The sequence below is a fragment of the Priestia sp. HNGD-A6 genome, assembly GCF_045784335.1.
GTDB lineage: Bacteria > Bacillota > Bacilli > Bacillales > Bacillaceae_H > Priestia > Priestia zanthoxyli.
The window spans coordinates 2,405,905-2,427,006 of the sequence record NZ_CP138621.1; the positions used below are offsets into that span (position 1 = coordinate 2,405,905).

Sequence of the window (21,102 nt, forward strand, 5' to 3'; positions counted from 1 at the left end):
ATGGAAATCAATGCCTTAATGGTAACCGTTTTGTCCATTTTGGCTGTTGCTTGTTTTATGCTTTGGCTGGCTCTTTTTATTTTGTTTTGTATTGCTTCCATCTTTTTTTGTATGCTTTGTCATGATGTAAAACCTCCCTTTCACTTTGTTAGTATGCTCATATCTTGCGAATGATTTCATCCCAATTTGTGACTATGAAGATTTGACTCGGCGGTCGTAGAAAATAGCGTTAATTTCTCCTCCAATAACGATAATCATACCCGATAGGTACAGCCAAATAAGCAAGATAATAATTCCGCCCAAGCTTCCATATGTAGCCGTATAGTTATTGAAATGATTTACATAGTACGCAAATAGCATCGATACCACTGTCCATCCGACCGTAGCAAAAGCCGCTCCTTTTACAACATTTCGAATCAGCAGCTTTTTATTAGGAGCAAAGTAATACAACCCCGTAAAAACAGTAAACAAAATGAGACCGCTGATAATCCAGCGGGAAGCAGACCATAAAGCGAGAAAAGTTTCTGAAAATCCAAACGTAGACGATAAATAAAGACCAATCATATGACCAAAAACAGGAAGTAAAAGCGCTACAATAATAACAAATATCATCGCAAAAGTAAGGAGAACTGCCATGCCTCTCGCCACTAAAAACGGCCGATTTTCTTGTACGTGATACGCTCGGTTAAATGCCCTTACGATCGCATTAATTCCATTTGAAGCAGACCACATCGTGGCAATGATACCAAAGGACAATAGTTTTTCATTATGAGAACCAATGATATGAGAAACGTTGCTTTCAATCATGTGCAGCGTTTGCTGTGGCGCTACATTTTCGACCAAGTCAAGCAGATCTGTTGATTCCAATGGCAAAAATCCAATCAGCGTAATTAAGAAAATTAAAAAAGGAAATAGCGAGAGCAGCAAATAATAAGCCAATTCAGCTGATAAGCTGGGCAGCTCATCTCGATGAATGCGGCCCATCAGTTCTTTTCCAAACTTTACGATGTTATTTATGTATATTCCAGCCATATGTGCCTCCTTATTTATTTTTGTTCATCACCATACTTCTCTACAAATGCTTCTTTTGTATCGTTTACAATTTCCATCACCTGAGGGGTTGTTTCTTTTAACTTTTCTACTTTTCCCGCTACAAATGATACATCTTCAGAAACTTGCTCAATGGTCGTACGGATCGTTTCATATTTCTCTTTCACAGTATCCGTCACAAGTTCAGGATGCTGAATAAGAGTTTTTGTTTTGTCTTTCAGTTTTTTACTTCCTTGAATGACGGAACGTCTGGTTTCTTTATCAAATAAAGAAACAGCTCCTCCTATAATTGCTCCAATGACCATACCTTCTACTAGCTTATTTCGTTTACCCATTTGTCGTTTCTCCTCCGTTTTTTATTTTTTAAGTATCACTTATTCTGAGAAATGCTTCTCTATAATTTCGTCTAAAAGAGCCTTGCATCCTTCTTGAACTAAGTCATATACTTCGTCAAAATTTCCCGTGAAATAAGGATCAGGCACATCTTCAATATGTAAATCGGGCACAAAATCCAAAAGTCTTGCAATATAACCTGTTTTAGTATGTCCAGCCATCCTTCTCAGATTTCCTACATTTTCGATATCCATTCCAATAATATAATGGAATTTAGCTACATCCTCTTGAATCACTTGTCTTGCTGTTTGCCCTTTAAAATCAATGTTGTTTTTCGTTAAAATAGACTGCGTCCCTTCATGAGGAGGATTGCCTTTGTGCCAGCCTCCTGTGCCTGCAGAATCTACGTGAATTTGTCCTTCTAGCCCTTTTTTCTTCACCATATCTTTAAAAACCGCTTCTGCCATCGGTGAACGACAAATATTTCCCAAACAAACGAATAATACGTTAATCATAGTCTCGACTCCTTTCCCTTATTACAAACATTATATACAATCATTTTTAAACTAAAAAATAGTTTTCTTTTATTTATATCGTTTCCACTCTTCTGTGGATAAGAACCTGACATAAAAGTGTTCACACGATAAAAACATGTTACAATAAAAAAAACGCAACTGGAAGGATGAACAAAGTGGATTTATCAGTAAAATCTCCAGAGAATATTAAACATATGGTCGATAGCATTAGTGAAAAATTGCGCATGCTAAATATCGGAGCAATTAAAGCTGAAGCTTTTGACGAAGAAATGTATGAAGACTTAAAGTACTTATACGATATGGTAATGAGAAAAGATTCTTTTAGCCCAAGTGAAATGCAAGCGATCGCGGAAGAATTAGGTACACTGCGTAAACAAGCTTAATGACAACTCCGTCAATGACTAATAGCCATTGACGGTTTTTTCTACATTTTTTTCTATACATGAATGCTGCACCTTTTAGCGAGCAAATAAGAGTTAAATCGTTTACATACACATAGATGAAATATTCCCAAAAATCTTTCTTTTTTATTAGGAATTGACGTTTTTATTATTTGTCTATAGAATGTATCGAAATACCTAAAGCTCGTATAGTCTTGGAAATAGGGTCCAAGAGTTTCTACCGAACTACCGTAAATAGTTGGACTACGAGGGTTGAACATCATTCATACTGCATTTTTATTCTTCTTTATGTTCTCCCTTACATAGTCCTTCATTGTTATTCAGTTATACAATGAGAGGAGTCACATTCATGTCAAATACAAAAACAACCTTAAAAAAACAGCTTGCTGTTGCCAATAAAAAAATACCTGCAGATCTTGTAGTGAAAAACGGGAAAATTATCGATGTCTTTACGCTTTCCATCATCGAAGCCGATATTGCGATTGCAGATGGAGTGATTGTTGGAATAGGTCAATACGATGGGAATAACGTCGTGGATGCAAAAGGAAAATACATTTCTCCTACATTCATTGATGGACACGTTCACATTGAATCATCAATGGTTACACCTAAAGAGTTCTCAAAACTTCTTGTACCTAGAGGCGTCACAACTGTCGTAACGGACCCTCATGAAATTGCGAATGTTTCAGGGAAATCTGGCATTGAATTTATGCTTCAAAACTCGGATTCCATTCCTTTAGACGTATTTGTGAATTTACCTTCAAGCGTTCCAGCAACTCCTTTTGAAAGCTCTGGAGCCGTCTTAAAAGCAGCTGACTTAGCGCCATTTTTCTCTCACCCTCGCGTGCTTGGATTAGCAGAAGTGATGGATTTCCCTGCTGTGCGAGATGGAGATAACGATATGCTCGATAAATTACAAGCAGCTAACGATGCAAATGGTGTAATTGATGGGCACGGCTCAGGGTTAGATGCTACGGGCGTTAATATTTATCGTACCGCTAACATTTCAACAGATCATGAATGCGTAACAGCAGAAGAAGCAATTGAACGTATTCAGCGCGGGATGTATGTTCTGATCCGCCAAGGTTCTGTCGCTAAAGATTTGAAGCAATTATTACCCGCTGTAAATGAACGCAACGCACGCAGATTTTTATTCTGTACAGATGACAAACACCTAGATGATTTATTAACGGAAGGTTCTATTGATTATAATGTTCGTTTTGCTATTGAACTCGGGCTGGATCCGTTAATTGCGATTCAAATGGCTTCATTAAATGCCGCTGAATGCTACGGGTTAAAAGATAGAGGTGCGGTTGCTCCTGGTTACAAAGCCGATTTTATTCTGCTGGAAGACTTAACCGATATATCTGCAGCACATGTTTATCAAAACGGAGAGCTCATTGCTGAAAATGGAGAGATGCTGTCTGTTCAAGAAGAACAAATTGATCTTCCGACAGAACTAATGAATTCTGTTCATTTGAAAGAGTTCTCTATTAACAAACTTACGATACCACTTCAGCACAATCGGGCTAATATTATTGAAATTAATCCAAACAGCCTGCTTACAAATCATATTGTAGAAGAAGTTCAAGTGAAGCAAAACGAATTTCAGCCTTCTGTAGAAAACGATCAGCTGAAAATGGCTGTTGTTGAGCGCCATCATTTAACAGGGAATATTGGTCTGGGGATCGTAAAAGGCTTTCAGTTAAAAGACGGAGCGATTGCTACTACGATTGCTCACGATTCACATAACATCGTAGCGGTAGGAACAAATGACGAGGATTTAGCAAAAGCAATTGCGGCAATTGAAGAAATCGGCGGAGGTATTGTTATTGTAAAAGGCAATGAAGTGATTGGCTCCCTCCCTCTTTCCATCGGAGGATTAATGTCACCTCATCCTTACAATGAAGTGAACAGCTTACTTAAGCAGCTTCACGGAGCTCTTCATGATCTCGATATCTCACAGAAATTCAATCCGTTGCTGACTTTATCTTTCTTGAGCTTACCTGTTATTCCATGTCTAAAATTAACCGACAAAGGATTATTTAACGTAAAAGAATTTAAGCATATCCCTGTTCAAGCATAAAATAAAAAGGACTCTTTCGAGTCCTTTTTATTTATACCCTTTAGACGGAGTAGTTCGAGTTTTACGATTTTTATAATGACGATATCCTTCTTTTAACAGGATAGGAAAAACAGCGACTAGAATTTTTTTTACTATACGTCCCAATTTAAGGCACTCCTTTACGTGTTCTTACTTTACTATACCCAAATTGGACAGCTAAAAACGCAAAAAAGAGCAGGTATATCCTGCTCTTTTTGTATTACTTACCGATAAATTGTTGAGTCCAGTACGTAGTATCACCTTTTACGTATCCAACACCAATTTCAGTAAAATCAGGGTTTAGAATGTTTTTGCGGTGACCGTCACTATTCATCCAAGCATTCATTACATCCTCAGGAGATTGCTGACCTTTTGCAATATTTTCACCTGCAGTTGTATATTCAATGCCAAATTGTTTCATCATATCAAATGGTGAACCATACGTTGGTGAATTGTGGTCAAAGTAACCTTTATCCATCATATCTTTTGATTTAGTGCGTGCAACGTCACTTAATTCTTTGTTAAGTGTTAAAGGCTTTAAACCTTGTTTTTGACGTTCTTGGTTTACTAAATCTACTACTTTTTGTTCAAATTGACTAGCATCTTTTGTTTGTTCTGCTTTATCAGTATTTTCTGATTGTTGAGCTTTTGTGTTTTGCTGTGTTTGCTCAGGAGCTTTTGCCTCTTCACTTTGCTCTGGTGCTTTTGCTTGTTCCTGTGGAGCTGCTTCAGCTTGCTCTGGTGTTTGTGTTTCTTGTTGTGGAGCTTCTGCTTGAGCAGATTGTCCTTGAGCGTTAAATTTCTTTAATAGCTCATCTACATTTATATTTTGTGCTGCTTGAGCATCTTTAATGGTAATTTGTTTTGGAGTGTTGCAATCAGGAGCTGCTGCATTTGCTTGTCCTGCTGTTAGTAATCCTAATGATACGGCACCTGCGACAGTGGCAATACGAAACCTTTTCTTCATGTTTGAAATCCTCCTATGTGATAATAAAGTTTTTTGTAAAACCGCAACGCATCTAAGCTTGTAGCAAGCCAATCTCGTGATGCACCCTCATTGTTGCATGAAAACTATGAAACTCGCAACGCCTTTTAAGCTACCAAAATTATACTCACACTTATGTAAAAAATATTTCGATTATATTACGCGGCTTCCATCTATTGATAGTAAAAGGTTTTCATATACTTTGAGAAACAGCTCCATCCAATGCGGTAATATAACTGTAAATTCCTCGTCAAAAACGTTACATACAAAAAAGGCGACAGCAGAGTGGTAAATCACCCTGTTATCGCCTTTTACAGAAAGTTTTACTAATATTATTTACTTATTTTAAGACGTTTACTGATTCACGTACGAATGCTTCCATATCATCTGGTGTACGGCTTGTAACTAGTTGATTACCGCATACCACAACTTCTTTATCATGGAAGTTTGCGCCTGCATTTTTCAAATCAATAGCAATTGATTTGAAACCAGTTACGTCACGTCCTTTTAATGTTTCAGCATTGATTAGCAGCTGTGGCCCGTGACAAATAGCCATAACCGGTTTGCCTTCATCCATAAATGATTTTGTAAAAGCTACGACTTGATCGTCCGCACGCAAGATATCTGGTGAGAAGCCTCCGGGTAAAAACAATGCGTCAAAATCTTCTGGTTTTACATCGGCAATTGCTTTATCAATTGTTAATGTTGTTTCGCCTTGTTTACCTGTTACTTCGCCTGTTTTCACATCGATTTTTGTTAGCGTATGGCCTTCTTCTTCAAAGGCTTTGGCTGGATCTGTATATTCCACATCTTCAAATAAATCTGTTACTAATACTGCAATTTTCTTACTCATTCTAAGCAACTCCTTAATTGATTTGTGTACTAATGTTCTATAAATAAAATACCCGTACACTATTCTTTTAAACATGGTTTATGAGTAAAAAACTTTTCTACAATAATCTAAAAACACAGTGTAGGTTTTTATAAATCAGACATTCAAAACAAATTAAATGTCTGAAACGTCGTCTCTTCTGGAACTGGATACACATCTCTACCTGCAATTACGTTCAGAATACGCTGATTACGCTGAACGGATAAACCAAGATTTGTTGCGCCAGATCCGTGTGAATGTTCAATGTTAGTTAACGTAAAAAAGTGGTGGTTACGGGGTTGTTTAAAGACAAGCCGGTAATCTTTTGTGACGTTGAAACGCTTGTCATCTTCCCATTCGATATCATCTTTTATTCGTTCGATGAACGGCGAAATCTTTGGCTTATAGCCCGTGGATAATATCAAACGATCCGCTTCGTATTGAAAAGAGCGATCAGCCTTTAATTGTTTACACTCCAGCTCATATCCATTTGCTTTTTTATGAATGTCACTTACTTCAGTCGAAGCTTGAATCGTAACGGGTACTCTTCCTTTAAGTGAACGATGATAGAGTAAATCATAGATTTTCGTTAAGGTAGAAGATTCAATTCCGTGACGTAGGGGGTTTAAATCTTCTACCGTGCTTGTACGTTCCTCAAAAGACAGCGAATGAAAGTAATCTACATAGTCTGGCGAAAATAACTCTTGAGCAAGCTTGGATTGATCAAGCTGAAAAAAATTAGAGGATCTTGTAAACCATGTAAGGTGGTAATGATGTTCAGTCTGTTCTTCTAGTAAATCCAGAAAAATCTCGGCAGCACTTTGCCCTGAACCAACGATCGTTACATGCTTTCCTTTTTGAATCTCTTCTTTTTTATGTAAATAGCCGCTGCTGTGTAAAATATGCTCATTTAGCTTTTCTTCAAAAGCCGGAGGCACAAGTGGAATGCTTCCTGTTCCCATTACAACGTGTTTAGCATTTACCGTTTGAATTCCCTCAGGTGTTTCTACCTTTACTTCATAATACTCTTCTTCATTTTTTGGTATCACATCCACAACTTTTGAAGAAAAGTGGCAGGAAGATAGCTGCTCCGCTACCCATTTCGCGTACTCGTTGTATTCTTGACGCGGAATGTCAAAACGATTAAAGAAAAAGAACGGATACAAGCGCTTTTGCTTGTGAATATAATTTAGAAAAGAATAGGGGCTTGTTGGATCTGCAAATGTAACTAAGTCTGCTAGAAACGGAATCTGCAAGTCCGTGCCGTCAATTAACATGCCCGGATGCCATTCAAATTTCTCTTCTTTATCAAAGAAGACTGCATCAATTTCATCAAGAGGCTCAGCAAGGGCCGCTAAGCCTAAATTAAAAGGGCCTATTCCTATTCCCACCATGTCATACTGCTTATTTGTCATCTTTAAACTCCCTTTCATAAAAAAAGCTAACAGTATTGTCTACTGTTAGCTTTTTACCCTTTTTCCATACATTTATGCGGAAGGAGTCATACTCATTTTCGGGCCAAACGATTCATACATGATATTTTCTTGGGAAATGCCCATTTCATCTAGGCCTTCTAACACCATTTGTGTAAATGAAGAAGATCCACAAACATAATAATATGCATGTCTATCGCCGACATATTTAGCTAGCTCTTTTTTAGTTAAGCGACCATACGTTATGTTTTCATCATGCTGATCTGTTTGCGCTTGACTATAGAAAACGTGCTGTTCAAACGTATATGTCTCTGACAACGATTGAAGCTCTCGTTTCATTGCATGAAACTGCTCATTTTTAGCACTGTGAATAAATGTTACTTCTTGATTGTTTTCCAATGCTTGATGAAGCATTGACATCATTGGAGTAATTCCTACACCTCCGCTGATAAATACTGATTTATTATTTTCTTTTAAGACAAAATCTCCTGCTGGAACGCTGACTTCAAGCAAGTCTCCTTCTTTCAATTGATCATGTAAATACGTTGACACGACCCCGTCTTCCATTTGTTTTTCTTTTTTCACCGTAATTTTATAGTATGGTTGGTTTGGATAGCCAGATAAGCTGTACTGGCGAATGGATAAATATTCTTGACCAGGAATTCGTACACTCACGTACTGACCTGGCAGAAAAGCAGGCAGTGCTTTTTGATCAGGTGATACTAAATAAAACGAGTACACGCCTTCTGCTTCTTTTACTTTTTTATGAACCATTAGTTTTTTATAATCTTTCCATCCTTTTTTTTCAGCTTCTTCATATAACTCTTGCTCCACACTTATGAATACGTCTGCAATGGCACCGTAAGCTTCTTTCCAAGCTTCCATAATCTCATCGGTCGCAGCTTCTTTTAAAACATCTTTAATTGCCTTTAATAAGAACTCGCCGACAATTGGATAGTGCTCTGCTTTCACGCCGATACTGCGATGTTTATGGGCGATTTGCTTCACAACTGGAAGCAGCGTTTCAAGCCGATCGATGTACTGCGCAGCGGCATAAACTGTATTAGCTAACGCCATTTGCTGACGTCCTGTTTTTTGATTTGTTTGGTTGAATACATTTTTTAAAGAAGGATACTGTTCAAAAAGCATTTCATAAAAACGAGTTGTGATTGCTTGCCCATGCTTTTCTAAAACAGGAACTGTACTTTTTACAATAGAAATAGTTGTTTGTTTCATAACTTTCGCCTCCGAAAGATTCATTTTTAAAAGATATATTTTTAATACATCTTTATGATACTCATATCCTACTTAAAAAGATATATTTTATATACACATTTAAAGAAATGTTCACAAATTCACCCTGTCAAAAATGTGAGCATTCTTTCTGTATTTCTTAGATATAGACATGCTATTATAGATATATCAGCTGCTGATAAGAGAAGAGGTAAAAAGATGAGGCTCACACAATATACAGATTACTCACTGCGAGTTTTATTATATTTAGGCGTTCGCGATAATAATAAACTAAGCAATATAAAAGAAATTGCTGAAGCGTATAATATTTCAAAGAACCATCTTATGAAAATCATTCACGAACTTGGAAAACTTGGCTTAATTGAAACGATACGAGGACGAAACGGCGGTATTCGTTTAGCTCAGCTTCCAAAAGACATTAATATTGGCAAAGTGGTACGTCAAACTGAAGAAGATTTTCATATTGTTGAATGTTTTGACCGTGAAGGAAACTTCTGCATTATTAGCCCCGTCTGCAAGTTAAAAAGTGTTTTGCATGAAGCCATGCAAGCCTTCATTAAAGTGTTAGATCAGTATACATTAGAAGATCTAATCCAAAATAAAGACGAATTAAACCTCCTCCTCCTATCTCAAAAAAACGAGGAATGAACAAACTAAAATTCACCTGAAATCATTCTCGTTTTTTTGACCTTTTTCCCTTTCATCATAAAATAAAAGATGTTACAATGAGGCACGTATTGGAAAGACAAGATGTCTCCATTCGAGCAGACAATGAACCTCATTCTGTTCATCCTAAAAAAATGACGAAAGGGTGTTTGAGTATGCACGTAGGAAGCAAAGGTTGGTATGTTGAGGAACTTAAAAAACGAGGAGTTCGCAACCATGAAGGCCGCAAAGTGGAAAAGTACAAAACATATGTACTTGCTAACTTGCTTGATAAACACAAAAATTAATTAACGTGTAAAAAGAGAGTACAAATTTGTACTCTCTTTTTTGTTCATTTAATAAGCTGCGTCTTGATAAAAATAATTTGGTGATAATACTTTATTTTTATAAGGCTTATGAAAAATATGTGTGGTAGCTGGTGAAACCGGTGGGATTAACCATGTCCAGTTCCCAGTCACTTCCCGGCCATTTTTTTGTTCTCTTTCTTCAAACAAGTGAAATTGCTGAGCAGCCGTATGATGATCTACAATGCTAACACCTTCTCGTTTGAAAGAAGAAAGCACCGCAACGTTTAATTCAATAATAGCTTTGTCCTTCCAAAGCGTCGCGTTGTAATCCATGTTCAATCCCATCATAGAAGCTATTTTTGGAAGTTGATTATAGCGATACGTATCCGCCAAATTTCGGGCACCAATTTCAGTCCCCATGTACCATCCATTAAATGGTGCTGCGACGTAATCAATCCCTCCAATTTCTAGCTTCATATCTGAAATCATCGGGACAGCGTACCATTTTAACTGTAAGTCTTCAAATTCAGGAAGTTCCGGATGCGTAATAGCTACTTCTTTCACTAAATGTTTTGGAATCTCAAACCATCGAGGTGACGCTTCATTAACTTGCAGGACCAGAGGAAGAACATCAAAGTGAGTTTTCTCACCTTCCCACCCTAGCTTTTGGCAAACCTCCGTGAACGCAACAGAATCAGGATCTCCTATCACACCATATTCCGTCTCGTACCCAGCATAGCGGATTAGCTGATGATTCCAGATTCTAACCGGTTCTTTTGCTTGCATTTTCGGTTTAAACACCGTAATAGTAGGCCGGATTTTCCCGTCATTTGTTGCATATTCAATATGATGAAACAGAGCGTCTCTTACCTCTTCAACTGTGCTCACCTCTCGCTTATCAAATACATTGAGCGATTGCCAAAATAGTCGTCCGATACATTTATTGCTGTTTCTCCAAGCCATGCGAGCTCCGTGCTCTAACTCTTCAAATGTATGATCATAATGTCCGAGTGACATAATTTGCTGATGAATTTCTTTTAATCGCTTGTTTTTTTCCACTTCGCTTTTTTCAAGTTCAGCGTAGCACGTCTCTATAAATACACGTGCTTGTTCAAATAATTCTTCTTGCTTCAACGTTTGTTCCCCCCTAGAAGAACAGATTTCATTCTTTTCGTCCACGAAAAGCAAGTTTCAGTATACCATTCTCATAGCGGAAACGCGCATCATAATGCTTTAATAACCTCTTTCAATATTAACCAAGTTAGAAGGCAATTCGCCTTGCTCAACTTTTTGCAGCGTTTCAACAAAGCACTCTACGGCTTCTGCAGGCGTAGTCACCGCCGAAATATGAGGTGTTATGATGATATGTGAATGATTCCACCAAAAAGATTCTTTCGTTAACGGCTCACGTTCAAATACGTCTATGTATGCTTTTCGAATACGCTTTTGCTCAATAGCCTCTACTAACGCATTTTCATCTACAGTTGCACCTCGTCCAACATTTATAAAGTATGCATTTTCAACTACATTCATCCATTTTGAATCAAAGTAGCTTTTTGTTTCATTCGTTAGCGGCATTGTACTAATAATCCAATCAGCTTCTTTTAGCAAGTCTCTCTCATTTGAAATCGAGACTACTTGATCAAATGACGGCTTTTCATTTCCACTTTTAGATACTCCTATCACTCGTACACCAAAAGATTTTAAAACGGTTGCAAGACGTCCTCCGATTTCACCTGTTCCATAAATGATGACCGTTTGAGCAGAAAGCTGCTGAGGCTCTACCGCTTTCCACTGCTTTTGTTTTTGCTGATGCTGAAACTGTGCGTGGTGCTGAAGTTCAGCTAGCATATAGCTAAGACAATATTCACTGATCCGCTGACCAAATGAACAAACCGTACGTGTTAACATCACGCTCTTTTTCCAATCCCCACTTTCTAAGAACCGATCAACTCCTGCACCGAGAGAATGAATCCATTTGAAGCTATGGTCTTTAAAGTAATTCGTTGGACCGAAGGATAAAAGCGCGTCAGCCCAGTTTAAATCTTCCATTGTAACGTCTTGCTCTTCCATAAATCGAAACGTCTGAGACAGCTGCTTTTGTTTGATTATCTCCTCCAGCTCCTTATGCATTCTTCCTGCCACTAGTATCGTATAAATGTTCATTTCTTTTCCCCCTGCCTTTTTATTCTTCTATATACTCTATTTGAATGATTCGATATAACCGTCCCTTCGTCATGAAGGATTTTCTACATTGATATATATAGTATGAATCAAGTGAAAGGAAGACGCGAGTGAATTTTATATGACTTTCAAGGCTGGAAAACTCATATGGATTTATGTATATAAGTTCGCTATAATCGTTATGAATCAATTTGTTTATAACGAAACGTACGATAGATATTTTAAAAGAAAAGGTGTGTCAGCATGAGTGTATTAAACGTAAAAAATCTAAGCCATGGTTTTGGTGACCGTGCGATTTTTAACGATGTATCATTTCGATTGTTAAAAGGTGAACACGTCGGCTTGATTGGAGCAAACGGCGAAGGTAAATCAACATTTATGAACATCATTACAGGCAAGCTAGAACCGGATGCGGGAAAAGTAGAATGGTCTAAAAAAGTGCGCGTTGGCTATTTAGATCAGCACACGGCATTAGAGCGCGGCCTTTCTATTCGTGATGTACTAAAAAGTGCTTTTCAATATTTATTTGATTTAGAAGCTCAAATGAATGGCCTCTATGAGAAAATGGCGGATGTATCACCAGAAGAACTCGAAAAACTATTAGAAGAAGTCGGTACGCTTCAAGACCTCTTAACAAACAATGACTTTTACGTTATCGATGCAAAAGTCGAAGAAATTGCGCGCGGATTAGGATTAGAAGATATCGGCTTAGATCGTGACGTACAGGATTTAAGTGGCGGACAGCGTACAAAAGTATTGCTAGCCAAACTATTGCTTGAAAAACCAGAAATTCTTTTACTTGATGAGCCTACAAACTACTTGGATGAACAGCATATTGAGTGGCTACGACGCTACTTGCAAGAATATGAAAATGCCTTTATTTTAATTTCTCACGATCTTCCATTTTTAAATAGCGTGATCAATTTAATTTATCATATGGAAAACCAAGAGTTAAATCGCTATGTAGGAGACTACCACGATTTTATGAAAGTATATGAGATGAAAAAACAGCAGCTTGAAGCAGCTTATAAAAAACAACAGCAAGAAATGGCAGATTTAAAAGATTTCGTAGCGAGAAACAAAGCGCGCGTGTCGACACGAAATATGGCCATGTCCCGTCAAAAAAAGCTGGATAAAATGGAAGTAATTGAACTAGCTCAAGAGCGTCCAAAACCAGAGTTTAACTTTAAGAGTGCTCGTACTTCAAGCAAATTAATTTTTGAAACATCTGATTTAGTCATTGGATACGAAGAGCCGCTTTCTAAGCCACTGAATCTAAAAATGGAGCGAGGTCAAAAGATTGCCCTTGTAGGAGCAAATGGAATCGGGAAAACAACTCTTTTAAAAAGTATTCTAGGAGAAATCAAACCGATTTCAGGCTCTGTAGAAAAAGGCGATTACCAGCATATTGGCTATTTCGAACAAGAAGTTAAATCAGCTAACTACAATACGTGTATTGAAGAAGCATGGAACGAGTTTCCTCACTTTACCCAATATGAAATTCGTGCAGCGTTAGCTAAATGTGGCTTAACAACCAAACATATTGAAAGTAAAGTAGAAGTTCTAAGCGGTGGAGAAAAAGCAAAAGTCCGTCTATGTAAGCTGATTAACAATGAAACCAACATTCTTGTACTGGATGAGCCTACAAACCACTTGGATGTAGATGCGAAAGATGAATTAAAACGAGCTTTAAAAGAATACAAAGGAAGTATCTTAATTATTTGTCACGAACCTGAATTTTATCAAGATGTAGTCACAGACGTGTGGAACTGCGAATCTTGGACGACTAAATTATTTTAAAAAAACGGGTTAAAAGAGGCATATCTTTTAGAAAAAGTGGGAATGATAAGATTAAGTTCCCCCCCTTTGTGTGAGTAGCCATTTTTTAAATGGTTACTTTTTTTATGTATAGTCCTTTAATAAAATGGCTATATTGTATCTATACTCCCTAAACCCAAAAAGACCGCTGCAGTGATGCAGCGGTCTTTTCGTTGTCATGGTTTCATCTGTAGCCAGCTATCAAAATGATGAACAGCTATACTGCTTGGAGGGTTTTTAGCTTGACACTTCGTAAGCAACTTACCCAGCTCTTGCATCATCTTTTCTTCTCCTTTAGCAGAAAAAGAAATGTATTCCCCTTCATCTGAAGCCATCGTTTCTACCCCTATTTCAATCGGAGTGGATAGTACACGTCCCCACTTGCGTTCATTTTGCGTTATGTCAGCAATACCGTCTTCTTTATCCGCATGGTTTCGGTACGACATAATTGTGACTTCATCAGCGTACTGAATAATCCAATGCCCCAGCGAACCGGAACCGTTGCTATTTTTGAATGGAACTTCGTCAAACCAAAACGGTATATCTACAGCAAGCGGCAAGTGTAACTGACGAGACTGTACTGCAGCTTGAGAAATAACATATTGATACTGCAGAATACTTTTCGCTCGATTATTTTTCCAGCTTTTATACAAATACGGCTCTATATCTAAATGAACCCCTGAAAATTGCTGTTGTTCTTCCGCTTCTGCTTGGTAAGCTGTTATCCAATTAAAAAATGCGTCTTGCTCTTCTATACCAGAAGGCCCTATCCAAGAAGGAGCGCCGTCAAGTGCGTAGACATCTATACCCTGGACTTGCGCTTGTTGGATAAAATGCCTATATACAGAAGGTGAAAGATGAGCGTCAATTTGTAAATAAACCTTTGTCACCTTTTTTTCTTGAAGTTTTTCACGAATAGCTTCTTGGTCCAACATCCATTTCTTTGTATCCCACACCCACGTCGACAGCGGTATATTCATCTCTGCATTCACCTTTGATCCACATCCTGTTCCTTTCCCCATATTAAACAGCCATACAACCACCAGAAAAATAAGAACGCACTTGCTTTTCACACTCTATTTCCTCCTTTATACGAGCCAGAACTCATATAAAGAGAGTCTGGCAGCTTGGCAACTTTATGGTGAATTTCTCCCTTAGATCTGTAGCTTTCAGCAAACTCTCCCTTATCAATTTTTTCAGCCTAATCTTTATTTGTTCTAGCGGTTGCTTGATTTACTTCCCTGTATCTTTCTTATGGAATAAATATGCCTGCTTTGGATGGTTTGGCTGATTTGGATATTTCAACTGTAATTGTCCTTTTCGTAATAGCTTTGTTAAATAATTATTACGTACTCCATCCGGCGTTCTTTCTAGTAAATAAGCAAACTCTTTAAGCATGAGCGGTTTTTCTTTGCATAATTCAAGAATAATATGCTCCATCTGATTAGGCGAAAGCCGTTTTTTTTCACGAGCCAGCGCTGCAATATCCCATAGCTTCGTATCAATATCCTCACCATTCCCTGAATTAGAAGAACCATCTTCCGATTCTTTATTATAGGAGCTTTGATAAATATTATAGGAGTAATCATCTTTATTATATGAGTTAAGTTCACTATTATAGTAGTTTTCTTCTTTATTATAGGAGTTATTGTCGTTATTACATGAGTTTAACTCCTCTAATAAATCTTTATTATAAGAGTCTTTATTTTTATTATAGGAGTTATTTTCGACATTGTTTTCAGGTATGTTTTGATATTTTTCGACACTTTTAAAATTATTTCCCAAATCAGTTACAGACGTATGATAAGTGTCTTTTTCAGAAGAACTAATCTGTCTTTCTTGAGTGGACAGAGATAACGTGACTACCGTACGATGCATAGAAACATCTTGATCAACAGAAGGCTTTTTATAATGATGCAAGCTCCAGTTTTGCTTCACTTTTTTCAAGCCAGAGCCCGAACGTTCACATAGCCCTAGTAAACTGAATAGCTTAACGATATTCGGGTTTCGAAGCTGACTAACGGTTTTACTAAAAACTGAATCTGTAGGTACTAACAAAAGACCTGGATTAGAAAAAACGTAATGAGAAGGTTGCTTTTCTAAAATAACGCCGCCCTCGCCATTATAATCTGCATGAATAAGCATATTGATTAAAACTTCTGTTAAAGAGGAAGCGATTGACGACTGGGGTTCGCTATTGCGAACAATTTCATGAATATGGAAATAAAAATCGAAAATATTTCCTGACCACGTCCCGTCTTGAGAGGTAAAACGCTCTGTCCATTCTTCATTCCCTTTACTTTCCCGGTATTCTAAAAAGTATTGTGGTAAAACTTCTGTGATAATCCGTTCTTCACTGAATAAAAGCAGGCCTGCGAGCGTAACTCCTTCTTTATGGGTATCTCTTACCTTTCCCCATGCTCCTACTTTGTATAAAAACTCTTTTGTTTCAAGCGCATTCCAAGGATGAGCTGGTTTTACTTCAGCAAATCGATCCCGGTAGCTTTTGATCGTATCAAAATTTAATTCATTTAATCCATAGTGCTCTAGGATGAGATTATCTTGTAACATATTCAACTCTCCTATTATCTTTGTATATTTATTTAACAGCGCGAATATGCTGTTTCTTACCTCTTGTTACTAACGTACTAACTTTATTTATCTAGATGCCGCATAGATCCTGCTTCTGCCGCCTAATCTCTGCTACATCGATATATACACCTCATCTATTCTATCATTTTTTCTTTCTTCTCTCCTGCATTTTTCAATCTTCAACATAGCCGAGTTTATTGTGTAAAAGCTGTGGATATTTATCTTTATCCACAGCTTTTACACAACCTACAAACCCTTTTCTAGCTGTTTCAATATAAATTTGTTATAATACCCTTCATAACAACGGATTAAGTGAGGGATTACGTATGGAAAAAGCTACATTTGCAGGTGGATGTTTCTGGTGTATGGTTACACCATTTGAAGAGCTAGAAGGTATTCACGGCATTGTATCAGGATATATGGGGGGAACTGTGGATAACCCTACCTATGAGCAAGTAAAATCTGGCACAAGCGGTTATTACGAAGTGGTTCAAATCACATTTGACCCTGAAGTGTTTCCGTATAAACGTTTGTTAGATCTTTATTGGCCGCAAATTGATCCAACAGATGATGGAGGTCAATTCCAAGATCGAGGCTCGCAGTATCGAACAGCAATTTTTTACCATAACGATAGCCAAAAGCAGGAAGCTGAAGAGACAAAGCTAGAGGTCGCAAAAAGCGGACGTTTTAAAAAACCAATCGTGACAAGCATCCTTCCTGCCTCTGCGTTTTATGAAGCGGAAGAGTATCACCAAGATTTCCACAAGAAAAATCCAAAGCATTATAAAGAAGACCGCGCTAAGTCTGGTCGAGATGAGTTTATTCAAGCGAACTGGAAATAATTCTCATGTTCGAAACAAAGCCGCATAGCATTTGCTATGCGGCTTTGTTTACCAATTATCTGTATAAGTTGCTGTTGTTGACGGCACGCTCCAATATTGCTGCGAAGGCTGCCATGCTTTTAACGAGCCATCAGCTCTCTTCACAATTGCTTTAAATTGAACATTTTGACTCGCAGGAAAATAGACGGTGCCTCTCCAATCGGCTGTAGATGAATTATATGTTAATTTAATTGGATAAAGGGACGTATCCCACTGACCTAGCTCAGCTCTGTCTCCAACAATATAAACCGTTTCTCCTACCGCAGTTGGCGCATTTTTTACTACAACCGTTTGCGCAACTGGTGTAACGCCCAGCGTATTTTTAAATTGCCCCATCAGCGTATCATTGTTAATGACATCGTAGAAACGAAGCAAAGTAAATCCTGCAAAATTATAGTTAAAGGCCATTTCAGCTGCTTTTTTATATTGATCTTCACTGCCTATAGTTAGAGCATTTTCCCCGTTTAAAACAATTCCTTTTGCATTCGCAATACCTGCTACTTGGCGTACAAGCGTCTTTGGCATAGAATATTCGGGATAACTTCCGCTGTCCGTCATTTCTAAGCACGTAAACGTTATATCTAATTTAGCTGTTTTAAAAGCGTCTAAAAGCGCATTGTAATCATTATATCCAGCAGGTTTTTCTGCAGCATGAGGAATCGTCGGATTATTATACTGCCAATGAATTCCCGCCACTTTTGCACCGATTGGTACGTTAAAGGTGGCATCAAAAGCCTGATGAGCTAACTGTCCAATACGTTTTGTGTGATCTTCCAAAGCTCCTTGATACCATGCTAAGAAATCTTTTCCATAAGCTGTTGAATAACCATCTTTTAAGAACTGATAGCCATCTGATGGCGGTAAAATTTGCGATGCAGAGGTTAAATTGGTTCCCCATGCCTGATTGACGCCGGCGAGTGAACCGTATTTAGTCAAAGCATATGATTGAAACTTGCTTTTGGCGAAGTTCGTATACACTTGAAATTTTCCTCTAGAAGGATAGCCGGTTCCGTCTGCTGCTGTATAGGACGGATAACGAATTTCACCTGCAGGGCCTCCGGATAAATAGATTTTAGCAATCACGTCTTTATAAGGTGCTAACGCTTGCGCAAATGCCGTATAGAGCTCTCCGTATTGCTTAGAAATAACGTCAGTTGCCAGCGGGCTTAGCGTTTCTTTATTTGTCGTACCTGTTTCAGATTTAAAGTAAAGGCTGTCATCACTTTTTAAGTTCCATACCCAAGACGGAAGCGGAACGTTACAATCATCTCCAACATTACCGCCGCACTGATGAGTAGAAATAATAGGAACGATCTTTATACCTGCATTACGAGCAGCTTGAGCAAAGCGCTGAGCATAGGAAAAATCAAACTGCTGATCGCCGTTCTTCTCCATATCTCCCCACCAGAAGTCTACTGTCACCGCATAAAATCCATTTTGTTTCGCTTTGCGTAAATCGTTCTCAAACGCTTCCCATGTTGTATAGTCTGTTACCTTTTTTAAAGGCGCCATTAAGTAGGTTTTGTAACCAGGATTCATTGATTTTCCATCTACGGCAGCCGCTCCATTAAGTGGATTCAAAATGAAAGCGTTAACAAAAATGAGCACCAAAATAAAAGCCAATCCTTTTTTACATAGCTGTTTCATAGCTTCCCTCCATTTTTTCAAAATCACCTATAGGTATTCGGCGGATTTTAGTTTTTTCCTTTTTCTTTTATAAAAAAAGACGCCCCGCCAGGACGCCTCCTACATTAGTTCCAAATCTCATTCACCCATTCAGGATGGTCAATAAACGGATTGCGGTTATGCTGATAGTCTGAATAAATAATATCATTTCTGCGTCGTTCTCGATCATCTACTGGATCTTCTGCGTTCCATTGAAGAAGCACAGATAATTTCCCATGATAAGGAGCAGTGCCATTATTCACTGTGTTATTAAGTTCTAAGTCAGGCTCATCACTTACATCGCCTTCATAGCGTACGGCCATATAAAACAACATACGAGCCACATCACCTTTTACTTCATCTCGAGGTTCCCATGAATCACTGTCAAAATAATTTCCGAGTGCCTCGCTATGTTCCGTCCCTCCGTTATCAAAATCTAAGTTTCCTCTCGTACCATTTACAGACACATCGGTTGGACGTAAATGATGAAGGTCTGTTCCAGGACCCATAGCTGTTCCAAAGTCCCCGTGAGACTTTGCCCAGACGTGCTCACGATTCCAATCGTCCACTCCACCTCCATTTGTACTCTTACTCTGTGAACGCCCCGTATAGAGCAAAATAACGTTATTTGCATTAGCTGGATCTTCATCCGTTTTCTTTAAAGCTTCCCATACGGCTGAATACGAAAGTTCTGTGTGATGGTCAATAATGTTATGAAGCTCTGTTTTTAAGGTGTTTCCTGTTTTTCCAGCTGCGGTACGATAATAGTCTTCTACTGGAACAGTTGGCTCTGTGGGGTCTGGAGTCGGATCAGTTCCTCCTGTTTCTGTACTGATAGAAGTAACTGATTTTATTCCCGGGTGTGAAAAGTAAGGGGTGAGTGTGCCCGTAACAGTAAGACTTTTCCCTTTTAACTCCGAGCGACTTTGAAGTCCAAATGTACTTCGCAAATTTGAAGGAATTTGAACGTATACCATCTTGTCTGTGTTGGTTTCATTTGCACTGTCAGCGAGAGCAAGTGCATAATCGTTTGGGTAATTGCTCGTAATAACTGTAGATGTGCCTGTAGGTTGACCTACTACATATCCTTTAACAGCTTGTACACTATTGTTTTGATTTTCAAGAGCTTGTGACACAGATAAAGATGCCGCTGCTTGACTAACAGGAGTTAAGCTCACTACAAGAGCAAAAACAAGCAGGGACATTACCCATGTTTTTTTACACAGAGCATGTAATCTCACTTTTTTATTCCTCCTTATGATAGGTTTAAAAACTCGTTTCCTTCCACCTCTTTATATTATTTTTTCACTGTGAATTCCCTGCCTGTTTTTTGTTAAGTTTTATAGTGAAAAAGATGTGTTCTTCTTTACAGTGGCGGCTGCTTTATGCGAAGGGTTATATTTTTAAAAGTCCACACTGGAAAAAGCATTATGTGTCTTTCTTTATATATGGTATAATCAACCGAATCGTAAAAGAGCTTATACCATTTCAGAAAATGAAATGATTTAAATAGAAATGAGGATTGTCTATGCTTAGTTTTGACGAAAAATTAGCTATTATTTCATCGTTTCCAGAGCTGCATCGAAAAGATGTATCTTTAGGACGCGTGAATTTTCATTATGAAGAAAGCGTGTACGATAAAACGGTTGTTGTGCATCATCTGCATCCTAACGGAAATGGATTTGTATATGCAGGTTTTTTAAAAGGATATGAAACAAATGACAAAGGTCTTGTGAATATCCGTGATTACACTGAAGAAGATCTTCGATCAATTATTGAAGCTTCTATTGAATCTTTGTCTACCCTTCCTGATACAGCTAGAGAAGAAGCTATTGTAGGGAATGGAAATGAACAGCGCTGGAACGGCCCAGACAATGCAACGCTTTTACTTGTTCATGAAGATGACCTGTGGAATATTTATTCTGGCTTGAATTTAGAGGCAGCATTTTTATCTTACGAAGAAGCAGAAGATTATTTGTTTGAAGAAGGCTTCCGCCGCCTGTAAATTTACGTCTATACGCAAAAACCTCGCTGTTGATTAA

Annotated in this window: 20 protein-coding genes and 1 riboswitch; of the genes, 7 read left to right on the top strand and 13 right to left on the bottom strand. The window is 38.1% G+C overall.

Going from position 1 to position 21,102, the window contains the following annotated elements; genetic code table 11:
• Positions 1–192: 192 nt before the first annotated feature.
• Genes SCI76_RS12175 through SCI76_RS12185 form a run of 3 tightly spaced genes read right to left on the bottom strand, consistent with a single transcriptional unit; the run spans position 193 to position 1,898 of the window.
• On the bottom strand, positions 193–1,032 hold the full coding sequence (locus SCI76_RS12175; protein ID WP_034267022.1) for a YihY/virulence factor BrkB family protein: 840 nt from the start codon (positions 1,030–1,032) through the stop codon (positions 193–195).
• Between the two features lie 14 nt (positions 1,033–1,046).
• The gene (locus SCI76_RS12180) at positions 1,047–1,385 is read right to left on the bottom strand and encodes a hypothetical protein (RefSeq protein WP_048021576.1); all 339 of its coding nucleotides are present in this window, start codon (positions 1,383–1,385) and stop codon (positions 1,047–1,049) included.
• Positions 1,386–1,424: 39 nt separating this feature from the next.
• Positions 1,425–1,898: a low molecular weight protein-tyrosine-phosphatase gene (locus SCI76_RS12185; protein WP_048021578.1), complete on the bottom strand. Its 474-nt coding sequence runs from the start codon at positions 1,896–1,898 to the stop codon at positions 1,425–1,427.
• A gap of 176 nt (positions 1,899–2,074) precedes the next feature.
• On the opposite strand from SCI76_RS12185, the gene SCI76_RS12190 reads away from it, so the two are divergent.
• Together SCI76_RS12190 and ade are read left to right on the top strand one after the other, a co-directional pair.
• Positions 2,075–2,302: a DUF1128 domain-containing protein gene (locus SCI76_RS12190; RefSeq protein WP_013055127.1), complete on the top strand. Its 228-nt coding sequence runs from the start codon at positions 2,075–2,077 to the stop codon at positions 2,300–2,302.
• A 182-nt stretch (positions 2,303–2,484) separates the two neighbouring features.
• Positions 2,485–2,586: riboswitch (purine riboswitch) on the top strand.
• A gap of 83 nt (positions 2,587–2,669) precedes the next feature.
• Positions 2,670–4,406 (top strand): adenine deaminase, encoded by a 1,737-nt coding sequence (gene ade, locus SCI76_RS12195; protein ID WP_407545222.1) that lies wholly within the window; start codon positions 2,670–2,672, stop codon positions 4,404–4,406.
• 238 nt (positions 4,407–4,644) lie between these two features.
• On the opposite strand, the gene SCI76_RS12200 is transcribed toward ade, so the two are convergent.
• The 4 genes from SCI76_RS12200 to hmpA all read right to left on the bottom strand — a co-directional run bounded on the left by SCI76_RS12200 (position 4,645) and on the right by hmpA (position 8,949).
• Positions 4,645–5,391, bottom strand: a complete 747-nt coding sequence (locus SCI76_RS12200; RefSeq protein ID WP_048021582.1) for a CAP domain-containing protein — start codon at positions 5,389–5,391, stop codon at positions 4,645–4,647.
• 358 nt (positions 5,392–5,749) lie between these two features.
• The gene (locus SCI76_RS12205) at positions 5,750–6,262 is read right to left on the bottom strand and encodes a type 1 glutamine amidotransferase domain-containing protein (RefSeq protein ID WP_013081517.1); all 513 of its coding nucleotides are present in this window, start codon (positions 6,260–6,262) and stop codon (positions 5,750–5,752) included.
• A 143-nt stretch (positions 6,263–6,405) separates the two neighbouring features.
• Complete coding sequence (locus SCI76_RS12210) at positions 6,406–7,695, bottom strand: lysine N(6)-hydroxylase/L-ornithine N(5)-oxygenase family protein (protein ID WP_048021584.1); 1,290 nt, start codon at positions 7,693–7,695, stop codon at positions 6,406–6,408.
• A 72-nt stretch (positions 7,696–7,767) separates the two neighbouring features.
• Positions 7,768–8,949: an NO-inducible flavohemoprotein gene (gene hmpA, locus SCI76_RS12215; protein ID WP_407545223.1), complete on the bottom strand. Its 1,182-nt coding sequence runs from the start codon at positions 8,947–8,949 to the stop codon at positions 7,768–7,770.
• A gap of 216 nt (positions 8,950–9,165) precedes the next feature.
• On the opposite strand from hmpA, the gene SCI76_RS12220 reads away from it, so the two are divergent.
• Complete coding sequence (locus SCI76_RS12220) at positions 9,166–9,615, top strand: Rrf2 family transcriptional regulator (RefSeq protein ID WP_028410145.1); 450 nt, start codon at positions 9,166–9,168, stop codon at positions 9,613–9,615.
• A gap of 173 nt (positions 9,616–9,788) precedes the next feature.
• Complete coding sequence (locus tag SCI76_RS12225; protein ID WP_016762840.1) at positions 9,789–9,920, top strand: YflJ family protein; 132 nt, start codon at positions 9,789–9,791, stop codon at positions 9,918–9,920.
• Positions 9,921–9,968: 48 nt separating this feature from the next.
• Here SCI76_RS12225 and SCI76_RS12230 read toward each other — a convergent pair whose 3' ends face one another.
• Both SCI76_RS12230 and SCI76_RS12235 read right to left on the bottom strand, forming a co-directional pair.
• Positions 9,969–11,054 (bottom strand): nitric oxide synthase oxygenase, encoded by a 1,086-nt coding sequence (locus tag SCI76_RS12230; protein WP_048021587.1) that lies wholly within the window; start codon positions 11,052–11,054, stop codon positions 9,969–9,971.
• Positions 11,055–11,153: 99 nt separating this feature from the next.
• Positions 11,154–12,086 (bottom strand): D-2-hydroxyacid dehydrogenase, encoded by a 933-nt coding sequence (locus tag SCI76_RS12235; protein WP_048021589.1) that lies wholly within the window; start codon positions 12,084–12,086, stop codon positions 11,154–11,156.
• A 261-nt stretch (positions 12,087–12,347) separates the two neighbouring features.
• Between SCI76_RS12235 and SCI76_RS12240 the strand changes: the two genes are divergently transcribed.
• Entirely contained in the window at positions 12,348–13,904 is a 1,557-nt protein-coding gene (locus SCI76_RS12240) for an ABC-F family ATP-binding cassette domain-containing protein (protein ID WP_048021590.1), read from the top strand.
• Positions 13,905–14,098: 194 nt separating this feature from the next.
• Here the strand turns inward: SCI76_RS12240 and SCI76_RS12245 are convergent, their stop codons facing one another.
• Positions 14,099–14,995, bottom strand: a complete 897-nt coding sequence (locus SCI76_RS12245) for an amidase (RefSeq protein ID WP_155008624.1) — start codon at positions 14,993–14,995, stop codon at positions 14,099–14,101.
• A 160-nt stretch (positions 14,996–15,155) separates the two neighbouring features.
• Positions 15,156–16,493: an ATP-binding protein gene (locus SCI76_RS12250; protein ID WP_407545224.1), complete on the bottom strand. Its 1,338-nt coding sequence runs from the start codon at positions 16,491–16,493 to the stop codon at positions 15,156–15,158.
• Positions 16,494–16,840: 347 nt separating this feature from the next.
• Between SCI76_RS12250 and msrA the strand changes: the two genes are divergently transcribed.
• Positions 16,841–17,356, top strand: coding sequence for a peptide-methionine (S)-S-oxide reductase MsrA (gene msrA, locus SCI76_RS12255; RefSeq protein ID WP_028412466.1), 516 nt, complete (start codon positions 16,841–16,843; stop codon positions 17,354–17,356).
• Between the two features lie 48 nt (positions 17,357–17,404).
• Here the strand turns inward: msrA and SCI76_RS12260 are convergent, their stop codons facing one another.
• Positions 17,405–19,042 carry a family 14 glycosylhydrolase gene (locus tag SCI76_RS12260; protein ID WP_033580731.1) on the bottom strand — a complete coding sequence of 546 codons (1,638 nt, stop codon included), beginning with the start codon at positions 19,040–19,042 and terminating at the stop codon, positions 17,405–17,407.
• A 104-nt stretch (positions 19,043–19,146) separates the two neighbouring features.
• On the bottom strand, positions 19,147–20,301 hold the full coding sequence (locus SCI76_RS12265; protein ID WP_033580730.1) for an endonuclease: 1,155 nt from the start codon (positions 20,299–20,301) through the stop codon (positions 19,147–19,149).
• Positions 20,302–20,588: 287 nt separating this feature from the next.
• Between SCI76_RS12265 and SCI76_RS12270 the strand changes: the two genes are divergently transcribed.
• Positions 20,589–21,065, top strand: a complete 477-nt coding sequence (locus tag SCI76_RS12270) for a hypothetical protein (RefSeq protein WP_028412469.1) — start codon at positions 20,589–20,591, stop codon at positions 21,063–21,065.
• The last annotated feature ends 37 nt before the right edge of the window (positions 21,066–21,102 follow it).